The sequence below is a fragment of the Tamlana crocina genome (assembly GCF_012037625.1).
On record NZ_JAAVJS010000015.1, the window covers coordinates 69,323 to 86,754 of the forward strand.

Here is a 17,432-nt window from a genome sequence, read left to right on the forward strand (position 1 = left end):
TTTTTACTTTAAAAAATCGATGGCTATGTTTTTTTCTTTTAAAATTTCGTTTTCTGAAGCGAGGTCGTAAACGGTTTCTTCAAACTCGGTCACGGCATCTTTTTTAGCGCCGTTGGCTATAAGGTACTTTAATATTTCGGTATCCTTTGCCTTCATGGCGGCTAAATGCAACGGGGCGTTACCTTCGTTGTTTTTACTGTTAATATCAACATTGTATGAAGCCGCTAATTTCAACAAATCCATATTCTCTTTATTTACCGCCAAATGGTATAGAGAACTGCCATCTTTCTGTAGTTCAGACACCTTTAAACCAGCTGTTTGCAACAATTTTAATTTTTTTTCAAACTGCTCTTTATTTCTTGGGCTGTAAGATTCAATTAGATAATACGCTAAATTATTCCCGTTGGAATCTACTGTAAGCACATCGGCATTATTTTCAATCAAGTAGTTTATTACCTCGGGTGAATTATGCTCCACGGCCATCGTTAAAGCCGACTGTCCTTTGTTATTGATAATATTGATATTTTTCAACTCTTGCTTTAACAGCTCTAATACTTCAATGCTGTTCCGGCTTGCGGCATTCATAAAAGCATTGTTACCGTTTTCGTCAACCACGTTTACATCGTTCCCTTTTTCAATAAAATACTTGATGATTTCCAAATCTTTACTTCTGCCCGCTAAGGTATGGAGTGGCGTGCTGCCATCTTTAGTGGTCACTTTGGGGTTCAATCCAACACTCTCCAAAAACTGGAAAACCTCCAATCCGTTGGTTTTACCGCGCGTGCCCTGAGCCGCAAAAATAAAGGCCTGATTGTTTCCTTTTACGCCTTTTTTTATCAGCTCTTTCAAAGCCTCGATATTTCCAGTGCGTGCTACGTAATTGAATACGCCATTGCCTTCGTAATCGGTACTGTTGATGTCCAATCCTTTTGAAACGAAGTATTCGGTAAGTTTGCCTGTTTTGTCATTTGGTACGGCCAATAGCAATGCATTAGCACCGTTTTGGTTAACATCCTTTTGGAGGTTAGCTCCGTTAGCCAAACAAATATCGTACACTTTGGTGTTTTCCTGCCCGCCAGATGCCGCAAAATTTAGTACCGTATTACCATGGTCCTCAACCATATCGGTTTTTGCTCCGTTTTCAATTAAATACTCCATGATATCGGCATTACCCATTCTGGCAGCCCAGAAAATGTAGGTTCGGCCATCGTGCGTTAATTTGTTTACGTCGTTGCCTTCTTTTGAAATGATATATTTAATGGTTTCATTGGGGGCGTTATTGTTAATGGCAAATACCACGGGGTCGAAATAATGGGACGTCAATTCTGAAATATTATTGCCTTCTTTAATTTTGGCATCTACCTCAGCAATGGTCGTGGTGGATTTCCAAAAATCTCGGCTTAAAAACACGTTGTTTTGTGCAAATCCTTTTATGCAGAAGCTCACGACGGAAACAATTAAAATTGATTTTAAATTCTTCATTCTATTTTGGTTTTTATTCTTTTTAATTCAGGAAGCATAACAGCTTATCGATTGCAAATTTATTCAAAATCTATCTTAATTTAGACTGATTCTATTTTGAAAAAAGCAAATTTATGTAGAATCATTCTAAATTAAAACAGGTTTCTTACTTTTTTTTACAAAAAAACGCCGCTAAAAATAAGCGGCGTTTATAAAAGATTTACAATCAGCTAATACACATCTTTAACGTTCTTCTTTACCCATTTCATACATTCCTTAAATGTTTCAAAAATGTGTTCCTTGGGAATTAAATCGGGAATGATACCAATACGCTCCATCATATATTGAGGTTGTTTCAACAAGCCTACAAAAAGCACTTCAATATTTTTTTTGTTCAAATCCTGAAGCACATCTTCCATAGCATAAAGCCCCGATTGGTCCATATATTGCATTCGTCCCAACCTTATGATAACCGTACGTGCAGTTGCAGGGATTTGTTCGGCCAATTGTTGAAATTCACTTGTAGAACCAAAAAACAGTGGCCCTTTAAGGTGCTTGATGAATACTTCTTCTTTTAAATTTTCAGGGAAGCCAGCCTCATCTTTCCAAGCATCTTCCTTGAGAGGTGTTACATTACTACGTTCGGCCGTTAAGTCCCCTAATTTCTTCATAAACATCAACGAAGCGATAATTAAACCGATACCCACGGCATACACCAAATTCCAAAACGTTGACAGAAAGAGTACCACCAACATAATAAGCACCTCTGAACTTAATTTAAATGGCCCAAGTTTAATATCTTTTGGCAAACTCGGAATAGCTTTCAGTCCTTTATAATCCATTACGCCAATGCCTACGGTGATTAAAATCCCAGCCAAAACCGCCGCTGGAATTTTTGATGCGATTGGGCCTAAACCGAGTAAAATTACGAACAATAGCACTCCTGCAATCATTCCTGAAAGTCTGGTTTTTCCGCCTGAAGTAATATTTACCACTGTTCTAATAGTTGCGCCAGCACCAGGAATACCACCAAAAACGGCAGCGATACTGTTACCAATACCCTGCCCTACCAATTCTTTGTTGGGTTTGTGCTTGGTTTTGGTCATATTGTCGGCCACTACACTGGTCAACAAAGAATCTATCGCTCCCAAAAGCGCCAAAGTAAGCGCGGTGAACACATAAGGGGTAACGTGGCTGAGTTTAAACCCGGTAATGATTTCCAAATTAGGCACTGGCAATCCGCTAGGGATTTCTTCTATGGGCCTATAATCTAGCCCGAAGCCAACCGCTATCCCCGACATGACCAATAAAGCTACCAATGTGCTCGGAACGGCCTTGGTCATTCTTTTAAAACCATAAATAATAAGAATAGTACCGAGTGCCAATATCAATTCCAGCCAATTGATATTCTGCAGCGCACGCGGAAACGCTTTAACGGCTCCTAAAGCTCCCGAAGCTTCCTTTGCTGCCAAAGTTTGGGATTCTTTTAAAATATCTATCTCAGTTATCTTTTCAGCTCTTCTAATAGTTTCTTGAAAGTCTTCCAACACCAAAATACCTTCTTCGGCTTCTTCTTTTAAAATATTCTCTAAAATAACCTCTTCGGCCTGTGGCTTAAAGGTATCAACAAACTCTACATCTTCTTTGGGATAATAACCCAATGAAGGCAAAATTTGGGTGAGCAGAATAATAACCCCAATAGCCGTCATAAATCCAGAAACCACTGGATAAGGAATATAACGAATGTATTTTCCCAAACCCAACATGCCCAAGCCTATTTGCATGAGCCCTGCCAATAAAAACACGGTTAGGATTACTGGCAGCGCTTGATTGACATCACCATCGTTAACTGCAATAATACTGGCAATCACCACCATACTTACGGCCGTCATGGGTGCAGTGGGTCCAGAAATTTGAGTGTTGGTTCCTCCAAAAAGGGCAGCAAAAAAACTAATAAAAATAGCTCCGTAAAGGCCGGCCGTAGGTCCTAATCCGGAAGACACACCAAAAGCCAATGCCAATGGTAATGCTACGATACCTGCGGTTATTCCTCCAAAGGCATCGCCTTTTATGTTTGAGAACAATTTCTTCATAAGAATGTTTAATTTAGAGACAATCGTTAGGTTTATTGGTTTTATTGCAAAAAAAAAAATCAACACTTAAAGTATTGATTTTTTTTGATTTTTAAAAGTTTACAAAGGTCATTATGTTAAATTGGTCTCGACCATCGGTTTCAAAAAACTGGTTCATGTAACCAGCTTCTACCCGAATATTTTTACTGATATTATAACCTAAACCTCCGTAAAGTCGGTTCCTATCGAAAACGGCCGATTCGGTATTTAAAAATATTTCGTTGTATGCTGAAAGATAAAATTTGCTTGGGTTTTCATCCTTTGCACAAAGCGGAACGTTCACACCCAAAAAGTACCGAAAACGCATTTTAAAATCGTCCTCCACAAAACGTTGTTCAAAACGGTAGCGATGCTGTAAGCTTACTGAGCCTATGGCTTGTTTTGAGATGAACTGTTGGAAAATACGATGCTCGTTAACCGAAACTTTATCATCTGTATTTCCAACGTAATTTTCAGAAAGAATGTAGCCATAGCCTAACAGCACATTGCTTTTTCCTTCGTTAAAGTTGTACCCCAAACCAGTTCGTAACAGCAACTGCTCTAAATCGCCAATGGCATTATAGTTTCGGTACTGAACCTCGTTATGGATGTTCCACTTGGAGTTTATTTTTTTATTCCCGATGTAAATGAGCCAATTACCAAAATTGCTATCTTGGGCTTGGCCAAAAAAAGGTAGCATTAACCCGAAGATTAATGCCGCCAAACTTATTTTCTTTTTCATATCATTTCTTCCCATACAGTGCTTTATTCGTAAAACGTCACTGCTCCTGTATTGATGTCGTACATGGCACCAATAATGGCTATTTCCCTTTTATCTTCCATTTCTTTTAAAACTGGACTTAGCTTTCTAATATTTTCAATTGTTAAATCAACATTTTTCTCGGCAACATTGTTGACAAAATCGATATTGGAAGAGTTTCTTTTGCTGGCATCTGCTGGTTCCTTAACAGCATTTACGGCTGGTTTAATTTTACCAAGCATACTGGTTAAGTTTCCTAGTTTAGCATCGTCGCAAGCGCCCTTTATTGCACCACAACTAGTATGGCCCAAAACCACAATGATTTTGGTTCCTGCCAATTTACATGCAAACTCCATACTACCCAATATATCTTCGTTAACAAAGTTCCCCGCAATTCGAACGCTAAAAATATCACCCAAACCTTGATCGAAAACCAACTCAGCCGACACTCTCGAATCGATACAACTTAAAATAGTAGCGAACGGAAATTGCCCATCGCTGGTATCGTTTACTTGTTCTAAAAGGTTTCTATTTGCTTTTAGATTATTTACGAACCTTTGGTTTCCTTCTTTTAAAAATTGTAACGACTTTTCTGGCGTCATTGTTGCCTGTGTTTCTTTAGTGTGTGCTTTCATGATATTTGTTTTAATTTAATTGGTTTTAAGAAAGGTTTATCCCGAAATAAGCAAGGATACCTCTATTTTACTGATAATGTCCTTGATATCAGATTTCTTTAAACCATCATTGTTTTGTTCTTTACTTTTTCGGTTTAAATAAAGTAAATTAATATTACTCTTCAATAGGTATTTAGATAAATTACTTACGGTATTGTCGTTGCGCTCGAAAACAAACTCCACATCCCCATTAGCTGAAGACGCTTCGTTGGCTTTGTGTTTTCCGGCTTTATCGACAACCTCGAATAATTTCAACGGTTTTTGGGCCTGTTCCAATAAACTGTTTGTAATGACATCGCTATAGCCCGAGGCCCTTCCGTTTAAAATAGCCATAAACAGTGTTTTATCGGGCTCAATGGTGTTTTTGCTGTTAACCACCAATACTGGGCCTTCATGGGCTTTTAAAACAAAATTTATAATCTTGTCTCCAGCCAAACCCAATCTCGATTTTCGGCGTCCCACAATAACAAAGTCGGGTTGATACGCATTCAATTGGTCTTGAATCTCGTTTTTTATGTTTCCGAAAGCATAACTGTAATCAATCTTTAGGCCGTAGGTTTTGGAAACCGACTTTATAATGCCATCAATACTGTTTTTGGTTAAGCTATGCTGCTCGTTTATGGTGCGAAAGCTGGATAATTGGCTATCTCTATCCACCACATCCGTTCCTTTTTTCACATGAAAAAACTTGACATCAGCACTTAAGGTCTTGGCCAAGGCTACAGCACTTTTTAGTATAACCTCGGTAGAATCCTTTAAGTCTGAAAGGACTAAAATTTTATTTTTATTGCCTTCCATGATGATTAACTTAAACTGATGCTCGACTTAGGTCTTTCATTGAAAAACTTGATAAAGCTCTCGGGGTTTTCTTCAACGCCACGTTTCGATACCAATTTAATATCGATGTTTCGTTCTTTAGCTTTAAATAGGAAATCTTCAAGAATTTCTATGATATCGTTATCCAAATACCTTGTTTTTAAAAGGTTCAGTTCCAAATAAGTGTCTTTTGGTAAACTGTCCAATTCCTTTAAAATAGCACCTTTGTTGAAAAAGGTAACCTCTTCGGCCAGGGTCATCTTAATTTTATGCTTTCCGTTGCTCTTGTCTTCAATATGAAGGAAATGCGAATTTTGGTAGCTCTTTAAAAGAATAACCACGATACCAACCATAAGTCCGAGTCCGATACCATACAACAAATCGATAAAAACGATACCCAAAACCGTTACGATAAATGGCACCCATTGCTTCCAACCTAAATTGTACATCACTTTAAATAATGAAGGTTTTGCTAGTTTATATCCTACAACCAATAAAATGGCCGCTAATACCGAAAGAGGAATCATATTCAACAATCTCGGGATCAAAATCACCGAAATCAACAAGAAAAATCCGTGAATAATTGCTGATAATTTAGATTGTCCACCTGATTGGATATTTGCAGAACTACGAACAATTACCTGTGTAATAGGCAATCCACCAATTAAACCGGAAAGAATATTACCAGTTCCTTGGGCTAACAATTCTCTGTTTGTTGGCGTTACGTTTTTATGCGGATCCAGTTTATCGGTGGCTTCAACACACAACAATGTTTCCAAACTGGCTACCAATGCAATTGTAAATGCCACTACCCAAACATCGGGATTGGTAATCACTCCAAAATTGGGAAAACTGAATTGCGCCAAAAAGGACGAAGCATCTTCGGGTACGGGCACACTCACCAAGTGTGATTGAGCGATAGACAACGTTTCGTGGTCTTGTGTAAATACATAAAAAATGATACCTAAAATCACTGCTACCAATGGGCCTTGAATAAGTTGGAAAATTTTGGACTTTTTCGATAACACCCTATCCCATAGAATTAGAATGGCTAAACCAAGAGCTCCAATTAAAAACGACCCCCAAATAATATTATCAGTAATACTAAGCAACGAAGAAAATGTATTTTCTCCGGATGCCTCAATAAAACTATCGGCTCCTTCGGGCTCGGCATCATAGCCAAAAAAGTGAGGAATTTGCTTCAGTATAATGATGATACCAATACCGGTAAGCATCCCTTTAATAACCGATGATGGAAAATAATATCCAATAACACCCGCTTTTAGCACTCCAAAAAGTAATTGGATAATTCCACCCAATACAACGGCCACCAAAAAGTTTTGATAACCACCCAAAGTTCCAATGGCAGTTAATACAATGGCAGCCAAACCTGCTGCGGGACCACTCACCCCAATATTTGAGCCACTCAATGCCCCAACAACAATACCTCCTATAATACCAGCAATTAATCCTGAAAATAAAGGTGCTCCACTGGCAAGAGCAATACCCAAACACAGCGGTAGGGCAACAAAAAACACGACTATACTCGCAGGCAAGTCACTTTTTATGGTTTTAAACATATTATAATAAAATTTTAGCTTGGCCTTAAAGTGAAGCCAAACATAGGTAAACAATAAACATTTAATAAAGACTTATAAAAAGCCTTAAAACGGAATTATAATATGAATGATTTGGGTGGGGGAGAAATCAATTTTAATAAGGGGTCAGGATACTTCTTTAGGTAGTATTCTAAATCGAGTTCTTCTTCAAAAAGAGAAATATCTAAATCTGTCTCTTTCGACTCGTTGAAAAGAAGCTCCTTCTCTACATTTTTCTTGTTTCCTTTTTCTTCTTCTTCCGAAGCATTGAAAAATACTGAAACATCAGCAGAATCGTCTAATACGGTCACCAGTGTCGGAGCCATTAAAAACAGCACAAACAGCGTTGTAAAGCATATTGAAACGATTTGTTTTAGCATAAAAACTTGTTACTAGGTTAACAAATATACAATTCTTAATGTTAATTTTCTATTAAAAACTGTTGAGCAGTTTTATGTCTTCTTGTGGCACCCAACCTGTTTTTCCGTCGGCAAGTTTTATCTTTTTCCAATCGTTGTAAGTCTCTTCCACCTGAACCTTAGTGCCTTCGTGCAACCTAAAGGCTTCTTCACTGCGCGCATTTGGCGTGCTTTGCACTTTACTTTCTTGCACAAAAACTATTGCCGGATTATCATTTTTGTCCAAATTATATTTATGGAATGCAAATGCCAAGGTTATGCAAACTAAGCCCAAACACACAAAACTACCGATAAACGCTAACCGCTTTCGGGTGGTAGAATAAGCAAAGTAGTACACCAAAAATAAAACGACAAAACAGAACACAAAAGCCACGGCTACTTTGGCCCAAGCATCAAACGACAGTTTGTTGGTCATGTTTTTTATAAGCTTTGAAACCCCGGTTTCGGGCACCACCTCAATGGCATCAATGGTCATGTTTTTGGCAAAGACCATGTTGTTTTTAATATCTTGGTCGTTAGGTGCCAACTGCAAAGCCTTTTCGTAATAATAGATACTTGGGGCAATATGGCTGAGTTTGTAGTGGGCATTGGCCAAGTTATAATATAAATCGGCAGAATGCTCACCAATTTCTAAAATAGCCATGTAATCGTCAATTGCTTCGGCGTATTTCCCTTCGTTGTACAAGGCGTTCGCTTTTTTAAACAAGTCTTGGTTTTGCGAAAAAGACATCAACCCAATCAACAACAAAAATGTATAGAGTAGTGATTTCATGTTTTAACGTGCTTGTTTATCAATTAACGAAATAGTTTTTGCGGCCTTTTCATAATCTTCCTGCATGGTAACATGGTCTATTGGGGTGTAGCGAGCCAGTTCGCAATTTTCAATTATTCCAATAAAATCATCAACCACATTGGCATCAACCTGCTTTTCTTTTAATAGATTTTCTATTTTATCTTTACTGAAATCGCTGGTTTCAATATGTAATTTTGCCTTTAAATAGTTGTGCAAAGCTTTTTCAAGCGCAATGTAAAATTCCTCTTTTTTACCCAAGGATTTTTTAGCATTACTTAAATATTTTCTGGCCAGTTTATCGGCCTTTCTAATTTTATTCCCAAATACATCGGCATCCCTAACCGCCTTTTTACGACGTACAAAAACGGCCAACGGAATGGCCAAAAACGGTGCCAATAAAAGCCCCCAAAACAATTTGGTTTTGAAAAAATAGCTACTCTCAATGGGGTGAAAATCGGTTTGGGTTTTGATAAAAGCAAACTGATCGTTGTTTAAAACTACCGCCTGCTTACCTGCATTAGTTGTAGAGGCATTATTATCTGCGGTTGCGTTGGATGGCCCACTTAGCACGTTGATGATTATTTCATCGGAAGATAAACGCTTATAGCTTTCGGTTTTTACATCGAAATACGAAAACGAAATGCTTGGTATTGGGTACTTCCCTTTGTACTGTGGCACCACGGTATAACTATCTGAAATAGCTCCCTGCATTCCTGAAAGGTTGGTACGTACATTTTCTGTATGCTCTGGTTCGTATACCTCCAGCGAGCTTGGCAATGAAATTTTGGGCAGCTTAAACAGTTTTAAATTGCCATTTCCGGACACTTCAACTTTTACCTGAAGCGATTCGGTGGCATCCAACTCTGTTTTTGAAGCCGAAACGTTTAAATCGAAATCACCAACAGCCCCGGTAAAATCTAACGGTTTACCAGACTCTGGCAAAGGTTTTACATTGATGGTTTTGTTACCAGCCGAAACGGTTCGGTTGGTACGTTGCATATAAACACTTCCAAAAATATCGCGACGATTGGTAGGCACGCGTAAAGCAATATCGAGCGTTAAAGGCTCAATATTGAGCTTTCCGGTTTTTTGAGGGTAAAGCACAGTTTTGCGGAGTACCAAAAAACGGTAATCTTCTCCATTATACTTTCCATTCTGTACTTTTTGGCCTTGGGTATTTATATTTTGACTCCAAAAATCGTTATACCTCGGGATGTCGATTTCATTCCAATTATCAACCGCAATTTTTGGGGACACGTACAGTTTGTAAACCACGGTAATGGCCTCGTTTAAATATGGATTGGTTTTGGAAACCTCGGCCACCAAGTGAATGTTTTCTGAAGCTAAATACTGTGGGTCGTTGGGATCTTTCGGAATATCGACCGCTGCCGTTACTTCAATTTTTAAGGGAGTGGTTTTATAAACAGTGCCATCAATAACGATAGTGGCTTGCTGAATGGTGAAATTTCCACGCTTCTTCGGTGCCAAGAAATAACTATAGGTTTTTTTAAAGGTGCGCTTACCATTAATCCACGAGTTGCTCACCGACTGATTAGGACCGCCAACAACAGTGAAATTGGCAAAATCGGGCGGGTTGAAATTATCGCCATCCTGATTCATTTCAAAATCGATACGTAACCTTTCGTTCACACCCAATTTTTGCTTACTCACCTTGGCATTAAACTGTACCTGGGCGGTAGCAAAACCGGTTGTTAAAACCAATAATATAAGTATGTATTTTTTGAATTTCATTTTTTTAGATTGAGATGCTTCACTTCGACTGCGCTCAGTGCAGGCCCGCTCAGCATGACAAAACGACTGTAAACTTCGAGCTTCTGTCTTCAAACTTCTAAATTTTACCAATCTTTATCAGATTGAATGATGACGCCTTTCTGCTTTTCGGCATTCATTTTTTCCTGAACCTTTTGTTCTTGGTTATTCATGGCTTCCAACAAATTTTTTATCTGTTGTGGCGATAGCTGTCCGGGCTGTGGTTGTGGTTTCGGCTGCTCACGTTCTTCATCGCCACCATCTCCTTTATCTTTTTTGTCTTCTTCAGGTTTGCCTTCATCTTCTTTATCCTCTCCTTCTTTGTTGTCTTGGTCGCCCTCGTCTTTTTTATCGTCTTGATTATCGCCTTCCTGATCTTGATTATCTTGGTTATCCTGATTTTCTTTATTCTCGTCGTTTTCCTGTTGATCTTTTTTGTCTTTATTTTCGTCCTTGTTATCCTGATTCTCGTCTTGGTTTTGGTCTTTTTGCTGCTCGGCACAGTCTTTCGCCACTGCCAAATTATACCGGGTTTCGTCGTCGGAAGGATTATTTCGCAACGCGTTTTTATAAGCGTCAACGGCTTCCTGACATTTTTTTGCCTGCATTAAAACATTACCGATATTGTGGTAAGCCTTATGTTTTTCTGCTTTTGATGTCGCCGATTTGGCAGCAGCTTCAAGCCTGTAAATAGCTTCATCAAAATTACCTTGCTTAATGTACGATGTGCCCAAATTGTAACTACCCACCGCCAAATTAGGTCGCTCAGAAAGGGCTTTTCGATATTCCATTTCGGCAGCAACGGCATCTTCATCCAATAAGTTATTACCTTGATAAACAAAATTATTAGCCTTTTTTAAAGCCAAAAACTGCGCTTTATCCTCTTCTTGCGCAAAGGAGAAAACCGTTGTAAAAAGGAGTAAAATTGCTAGTAATTGTTTCATTTTTTATTTCTAAGTTAGAAAATATGCTATGTTTTGTTCGTTAAAAATTTTATAAAATATCTCGATTCCAATCGTTTATAAATTTTCATTGAACAGGTTTAACTTTTTAAGCCAAGCTGTTTTTCGTTCCAAAAGGAAAATATCGAGCAGCAAAAAGAAAATACCGAAGCCTAAAAACCACTGAAACTGCGATTTAAAATCGGCAAACTGTTTCGATTCAAATTCGGTTTTGTCCATGGCATTCAATATTTCACGGATATTTTCAACAACATCTTTCGTATTCTTTCCGTTTATGTACGCCCCATTCGCCTCGCTGGCAATATTTTTAAGGGTTTCTTCGTTCAACTTGGTAATTACCGTTTCGCCTTGGCTATCCTTTTTGTAATTAAGTACCACACCATTTCGTTTTTCTGGAATAGGCCCTCCCTTAACATCGCCCACGCCAATGGTGAAAATACGAATACCTTCTTCGCTAGCTTCTTCGGCCACTGTAGCGGCCTGCTCGCTGTGGTCCTCGCCATCTGAAATAATAATGAGCACACGGTTGGTTTGTTCTTCATCATCAAAATAAGTTTTCGCCAAATTAATAGCTTCGTTAATGGCCGTTCCTTGAGACGATAACATATCTGTGTTCATACTTTGAAGGAACATTTTGGCCGAAGCATAATCGGTAGTGATAGGCAATTGCGGAAAGGCTTTCCCAGCATAGGCAATAATACCAACGCGGTCGCTGGCCAAATTATTGATGATTTGGGTTACCAGTTGTTTGGATTTCTCCAATCGGTTGGGCGCAATATCTTCGGCCAACATACTTTTTGAAACATCGATAGCAAAAACAATATCGACGCCTTCGCGTTTTACAGTCTCCAATTTCGTTCCAATTTTGGGGTTTACCAAAGCCAGTGCCAAACAGGCAAACGCCAAGCAGAGTACCGTAAGTTTTAAAATGCTTTTGAAAAGTGAGGTATTCGGACTCAACTTTTTAAGCAACTCCTTGTCGGCGAACTTCCTTTGGGCGCGGTATTTCCAAAACTGAAGCACCAAAAAGAGCAACACCACTACAGGAATAACTGCCAATGCCCAAAACCATATTTTTTCGTCTAATTGATACATATTTTAGTATTCAGTCGCAGTATTCAGTCAAGCAGTCATGCCACGAACACTGATCTTTATTTTAACTTCAATTTACTTCGACTTAGCAAGCGCAACCATCTTCAGTTTAAAACTTCTTCTTATGCCTTAAATAAAACTTCTAAAAACGGTAAACCTCAACAACACTTCGAACATTAACAGTATGCCTGCTAAAATCACCAACGGACGGAATTTTTCATCATAATTATAAAATTTGAATTCCTCTATTTCCGTTTTTTCAAGTTTGTTTATTTCATCGTAAATGGCTTCCAGCTTTTTGTTATTGGTGGCCCTAAAATACTTTCCACCGGTAACTTCGGCGATTTCCTTCAACAAAGCTTCGTCAATTTCCACCTGAATGCGGCCGTACTGAAACTGCCCGTTGGGCAAAATAGCCACGGGAGATAGAGCCATACCGTTGGTACCCAACCCGATGGTATATACTTTTATACCGTATTCCACGGCCAATTCGCTGGCAATTTTCGGGTCGATAAACCCAGAATTGTTTACCCCATCGGTTAGCAAAATAATCACTTTACTTTTCGCTTTGCTGTCTTTTAAACGGTTAACCGAAGTGGCTAAGCCCATCCCAATAGCCGTTCCGCCTTCAATAATCGTGTTGTATTTTATACTTTTCAACGAACGCAGAACAATGGCCTTATCGCTTGTAATAGGTGTTTTAGTATAGCTTTCACCAGCATATTCTACAAGCCCAATACGATCGTTGGGGCGTTTTTTAATGAAATCGGCCGCCACATCTTTTAAGGCCTCCAATCGGTTGGGCGACAAATCTTTTGCCAGCATACTAGCCGAAACGTCAATGGCCATTACAATATCGATACCCCTTGTAGTTTTAGTTCGTGTGGACACATCGACCGACTGCGGACGCGCCAAAGCCGTAATTAACAACACCAAAGCCAACAAACGCAACACGAATAACAAGTGCTTTAATTTCGGCAACCAAGAGTTAGTAACTTTAAAGCCTTTTAAACTTGACATTTTAAGCTCGGCGGTTTGCTTTTTATTTTTGAACACATACCAAAGCACAGCCAAAGGCAAGGCCAACAGCAACCAGAAAAACTCTTTATTTACAAATTCTATGCCTTCAAACATTAGTTTTCTGCTTTTTTAAGTTCCACGGAATTTAAGATGCGCTCTACCATTTGTTCGGCGTAGGTATCATCCAACTTCCAAACTAACATGATTTGCTGAATCACATTTTCTGAGTTGAACAGTAAAATCGTGTAATTTCCTTTTTCTTTTTTATCGGGAACCAAAGTTGGGAAATCGCCAGTACCGTAAATCTTGAGTCCCTCGGCACCGTTTGGCGTTACAAACTTGTCGTTCTTAACCAACATATTTTCTACACCCTGCTGCTCAATCATTTTCATGCTTTGATCGGCAACTTGCTCTAACTCAATTTTATTTTGACCTAAGTTTTTCAGCTTAGTGTTTATTACCACGACATTAAAGCCATCAATAAGGCTTCCGTAGCCAAACATGGTCATATCTACTTGTTGCCTGGCTTCCTCTGGAATGGGTGGCGGCATGCGTTTTAAAACCTTTGGCGTACTAATCGTTACCGGCGGAACACCATATTGGCTGGTTACCCATTCGCCTTCCAAAAGTTCTTTACTATCGTGGCCTATTATGGTATCTTTTACATAATCGAAACCAAATTTTATAGAAAGCCCGGTGATGGTGGCCAAAAGCAAAAACACACTGATGCCCACAGTAAGCCACACTTTTTTACGCTTCTTTTTACGCTCTTGCTCTTCGCGATATTTTTGGTCTAGAAGCTTTTCTTCTTCGGTGGGTTCTGGCAAGGCTTCTTTTACGTGGTCTATTTCCAAATCAATAGTGTCGCGGTCTATTTTAGCCAACTCGATATCTGGGGCAGATTTAGCAAATTTCACCAAATCGGCACGTTTTAAAATAGCTTCCAGATTTTTAATATCTTCTTTACTCAAATCGACCTGATTGGCTTCTTTTAATAAATTCAATCGGTTAATTAACTCATCAGTGGTACTTTCCAAAGCATGGTCGTACACTTTTTCATCTAAATATTTTCGGATGATAAATGTCAATTCAGAATAATAATCCTTCAGATTTTTTTCCTGTAAATAAGGCGCTTCGTCTAACTTTTTCAATGCCAACTTCGCACGGTCGTATGGTGGGAGCAAGGCTATTTTTTCTTCTTCGGTCAATGGTTTTTTTCGCCAAATGAACCAATACAGTAAAAAGGCCGCAACGCCTAGAATTAACAAAGTTATAAGCACATATTTCCACCAATCGCTACCTTGTTTTTCAACCGCTATAATGGGTTTGATATCATACAGACCTTTGGTAGAATCGACTTCGATATTTCTAACCTCAACCTGCAGCGAATCGGTAAAGAAAGTTTTATCGCCAATAATGATTTTTTGCCTCGGAATGGTGTATGCTCCAGAATCGAACTGTGTGAGTCCGTATTTTTTTATCAGATTGAATTTATCGTTGTTCTTTAGTGTATCTACATCGTAAGACTCAATCATTTCCAAGGGTGAAAAGGTTTGCCCCTCTGGAAAAACCACTAATTTGGTAGAATCGACCTCTACTTGAATGTGATAAGTAATCTGTTCTCCTATTTTAATTGACGTAGAGTCTACGGTTGATTTAACTTGCGAAAAGGAGAACAAAGAACCAAGTATAAGGAATAAAGACAAAAGCATACCTTTTTTAAAGTTCCTCTGTTCTTTGTTCTTTATTCTTGGTTCTAATATGTTCAAATAATTATGCTTCATTTTTAATTAGGTTTCGACTGCGCTCAACCTGACCACTCTTTGTTTATCCTCTTCTTTTAAAATAGCCCAATAGTTTTTTCACGTAGCTTTCATCCACACGGCAATCAATAGCACCAGCACCCGATTTGGTGAAGGCTTCTTTGTAGTAATTCACTTTTTCGTTGTAAAACTTACCGTAATTTAATCGCACTTTTTTCGAAGACGTGTTTACCAACATAAGCTCTCCCGTTTCTTCATCCTGCATTTGTACCATGCCTAAATTGGGGATTTCCTCCTCGCGCTTATCGTACACACGGATGCCCGTTACATCGTGTTTTCCCGCAACTATTTTCATGGTGTGATGGTAATCGTCGGCAATAAAATCAGACAGCACAAAAACAATGGCTTTCTTTTTCATGACGTTTTGCATGAATTTTAAAGCTTCGGCCACATTGGTTTGTTTACTTTCGGGCTGAAATTCTATCAACTCGCGGATAATTCGCAATACGTGGGAGCGTCCTTTTTTTGGCGGAATATACAATTCAACCTTATCGGAAAACAAAATCAGTCCGATTTTATCGTTGTTTTGAGTGGCCGAAAATGCCAATGTTGCAGCTATTTCGGTAATTACTTCGTTTTTAAACTGCTGTTCCGTTCCGAAAAACTCCGATCCTGAAACATCGACCATCAACATCATGGTGAGCTCGCGCTCTTCCTCAAACACTTTTACGAAAGGCTCGTTGTAGCGTGCGGTAACGTTCCAATCGATATTACGAACATCGTCGCCAAATTGATACTGCCTTACCTCACTAAAGGTCATACCACGCCCTTTGAAGGTGGAATGGTATTCACCTCCAAAAATATGATCGGACAACCGACGTGTCTTGATCTCTATTTTACGTACTTTTTTTAGTAAATCTTTGGTATCCATTAGAATTGTTCAAGGTTTGAGGTTTAAGGTTCAAAGTTTAGTAACATTGAACTTGAAACTTGTAACTTGAAACTCATCAAGGCACTTCTATTTCGTTTACTATTTTATTGATGATATCAACGGAAGTCACGTTTTCGGCTTCAGCTTCGTAAGTAATGCCAATTCTGTGTCTTAGCACATCGTAAACCACGGCACGAACATCTTCTGGGATGACGTAACCACGGCGTTTAATGAACGCGTAACATTTTGCAGCAGTGGCCAAGTTGATACTACCACGTGGCGATGCCCCAAAGGAAATTAATGGTTTTAAGCTGGTAAGTCTATATTTTTCTGGGTAACGCGTAGCGAAAATAATATCGAGGATGTATTTTTCAATTTTCTCGTCCATATAAACCTCGCGTACCGCCTGTTGGGCATTTAAAATTTGCTTGAGCGACACCACTGGATTCACTTTTTCCCAAGCGCCTTTTAAGTTGGCTCGCATAATGAGTTGTTCCTCATCAATTTTTGGGTAGTCGATAACGGTTTTTAACATAAAACGATCCACTTGTGCTTCTGGCAACGGATAGGTCCCTTCTTGTTCCACCGGGTTTTGGGTAGCCATTACCAAAAAGGGTTTATCTAACTTAAAAGTATCATCGCCAATGGTTACCTGCTTTTCCTGCATGGCTTCCAGTAATGCGGCCTGTACCTTGGCGGGTGCCCTGTTTACCTCATCGGCCAAAACGAAGTTAGCAAAAATAGGCCCTTTTTTGATGGAAAAATCATTGACTTTCATATTGTAAATCAATGTACCCGTAACATCGGCAGGCAAAAGATCGGGAGTAAACTGGATTCTGCTAAAGCTACCTTGAACCGCTTGCGAAAGCGTATTAATGGCCAAGGTTTTTGCCAAACCTGGAACACCCTCTAGTAAAATGTGCCCCTGACCAAGTAAACCAATAAGCAATCTTTCTACCATATACTTTTGGCCAACAATCACTTTGTTCATCTCCAACATTAGCAAGTCAACAAAAGCACTTTCCTTTTCAATTTTCTCGTTAATCGACTTAATATCAATTGTACTTGTTTCTTCCATCATTTTTTAATTTTATTAAAAGCCCGAATATACAGTCCTTATTCGAGCATTGCAAATTGTTAAAATTTTTATTTTGCCGCTGTTAAAAATTGGTTAAAAATAAACTTTCGAAGGCGTTAATTATTGGTTAAAACCGCTAAAGACACTACACTCACTTTGTTTTTTCAATTATTACGATTGTTTT

15 protein-coding genes are annotated in these 17,432 nt (G+C 38.8%); all 15 read right to left on the reverse strand.

Going from position 1 to position 17,432, the window contains the following annotated elements:
- Window positions 1–3: 3 nt before the first annotated feature.
- The 15 genes from HC176_RS11500 to HC176_RS11570 all read right to left on the reverse strand — a co-directional run bounded on the left by HC176_RS11500 (window position 4) and on the right by HC176_RS11570 (window position 17,248).
- Window positions 4–1,482 carry an ankyrin repeat domain-containing protein gene (locus tag HC176_RS11500; RefSeq protein ID WP_167918436.1) on the reverse strand — a complete coding sequence of 493 codons (1,479 nt, stop codon included), beginning with the start codon at window positions 1,480–1,482 and terminating at the stop codon, window positions 4–6.
- A 209-nt stretch (window positions 1,483–1,691) separates the two neighbouring features.
- Window positions 1,692–3,554 (reverse strand): SulP family inorganic anion transporter, encoded by a 1,863-nt coding sequence (locus HC176_RS11505; protein ID WP_167918438.1) that lies wholly within the window; start codon window positions 3,552–3,554, stop codon window positions 1,692–1,694.
- Window positions 3,555–3,645: 91 nt separating this feature from the next.
- Window positions 3,646–4,314: a DUF2490 domain-containing protein gene (locus HC176_RS11510; RefSeq protein ID WP_167918440.1), complete on the reverse strand. Its 669-nt coding sequence runs from the start codon at window positions 4,312–4,314 to the stop codon at window positions 3,646–3,648.
- 23 nt (window positions 4,315–4,337) lie between these two features.
- On the reverse strand, window positions 4,338–4,967 hold the full coding sequence (locus HC176_RS11515) for a carbonic anhydrase family protein (protein WP_167918442.1): 630 nt from the start codon (window positions 4,965–4,967) through the stop codon (window positions 4,338–4,340).
- A gap of 36 nt (window positions 4,968–5,003) precedes the next feature.
- Window positions 5,004–5,804: a universal stress protein gene (locus HC176_RS11520; RefSeq protein ID WP_167918444.1), complete on the reverse strand. Its 801-nt coding sequence runs from the start codon at window positions 5,802–5,804 to the stop codon at window positions 5,004–5,006.
- 5 nt (window positions 5,805–5,809) lie between these two features.
- Window positions 5,810–7,402, reverse strand: coding sequence for a SulP family inorganic anion transporter (locus HC176_RS11525; RefSeq protein ID WP_167918446.1), 1,593 nt, complete (start codon window positions 7,400–7,402; stop codon window positions 5,810–5,812).
- Between the two features lie 95 nt (window positions 7,403–7,497).
- A complete protein-coding gene (locus tag HC176_RS11530; RefSeq protein WP_167918448.1) occupies window positions 7,498–7,800 on the reverse strand; it encodes a hypothetical protein in 303 nt (100 codons plus the stop codon).
- A 52-nt stretch (window positions 7,801–7,852) separates the two neighbouring features.
- Window positions 7,853–8,611, reverse strand: coding sequence for an SH3 domain-containing protein (locus HC176_RS11535; protein WP_167918450.1), 759 nt, complete (start codon window positions 8,609–8,611; stop codon window positions 7,853–7,855).
- Between the two features lie 3 nt (window positions 8,612–8,614).
- Complete coding sequence (locus HC176_RS11540) at window positions 8,615–10,384, reverse strand: BatD family protein (RefSeq protein ID WP_167918452.1); 1,770 nt, start codon at window positions 10,382–10,384, stop codon at window positions 8,615–8,617.
- A 104-nt stretch (window positions 10,385–10,488) separates the two neighbouring features.
- The gene (locus tag HC176_RS11545) at window positions 10,489–11,346 is read right to left on the reverse strand and encodes a tetratricopeptide repeat protein (protein ID WP_167918454.1); all 858 of its coding nucleotides are present in this window, start codon (window positions 11,344–11,346) and stop codon (window positions 10,489–10,491) included.
- Between the two features lie 75 nt (window positions 11,347–11,421).
- Window positions 11,422–12,459: a VWA domain-containing protein gene (locus HC176_RS11550; RefSeq protein ID WP_167918455.1), complete on the reverse strand. Its 1,038-nt coding sequence runs from the start codon at window positions 12,457–12,459 to the stop codon at window positions 11,422–11,424.
- 126 nt (window positions 12,460–12,585) lie between these two features.
- On the reverse strand, window positions 12,586–13,590 hold the full coding sequence (locus HC176_RS11555) for a vWA domain-containing protein (protein ID WP_167918457.1): 1,005 nt from the start codon (window positions 13,588–13,590) through the stop codon (window positions 12,586–12,588).
- Window positions 13,590–15,188, reverse strand: coding sequence for a protein BatD (locus tag HC176_RS11560; RefSeq protein WP_167918476.1), 1,599 nt, complete (start codon window positions 15,186–15,188; stop codon window positions 13,590–13,592). Before HC176_RS11560 ends, HC176_RS11555 begins: the two co-directional genes overlap by 1 nt.
- A gap of 115 nt (window positions 15,189–15,303) precedes the next feature.
- The gene (locus HC176_RS11565) at window positions 15,304–16,170 is read right to left on the reverse strand and encodes a DUF58 domain-containing protein (protein WP_167918459.1); all 867 of its coding nucleotides are present in this window, start codon (window positions 16,168–16,170) and stop codon (window positions 15,304–15,306) included.
- A gap of 76 nt (window positions 16,171–16,246) precedes the next feature.
- Window positions 16,247–17,248 carry an AAA family ATPase gene (locus HC176_RS11570; protein ID WP_167918478.1) on the reverse strand — a complete coding sequence of 334 codons (1,002 nt, stop codon included), beginning with the start codon at window positions 17,246–17,248 and terminating at the stop codon, window positions 16,247–16,249.
- Between the last annotated feature and the right edge of the window lie 184 nt (window positions 17,249–17,432).